The following is a 256-nucleotide window of genomic DNA, read 5'->3' as shown; positions in this document are numbered from 1 at the left end:
GCCGGGCAAAGAGTTCTGCCGCATTCGAAGGTTTGCAGCTGCCCCCGTAGAGGATTGGGGTGGATTTGGCAAGATCTCCGAAAGACTCGGCAAGAAATGAACGGATAAAAGCGTGCATTTCCTGTGCCTGTTCAGAAGTGGCTGTTTTGCCCGTGCCAATGGCCCAAACAGGTTCGTAAGCCACGATAACTTTTTTGAAATCATCGGGATCCAGATTGAACAGCACTTCGCGGATCTGGGAAGATACAACCTGGAA

General features: G+C 50.8%; 1 protein-coding gene. It reads right to left on the bottom strand.

The window, feature by feature from the left end; all coding sequences use genetic code 11:
- Positions 1 to 256: triose-phosphate isomerase (locus tag MN204_RS20995; RefSeq protein WP_249872985.1), on the bottom strand; the 256-nt coding region annotated here is incomplete at both ends.

This window comes from Oceanobacillus saliphilus, from assembly GCF_023522835.1.
GTDB classification, from domain to species: domain Bacteria; phylum Bacillota; class Bacilli; order Bacillales; family Amphibacillaceae; genus Oceanobacillus; species Oceanobacillus saliphilus.
Note: the sequence above shows the minus strand (reverse complement) of the source record. Positions and strands in the feature narration are given on the sequence as shown.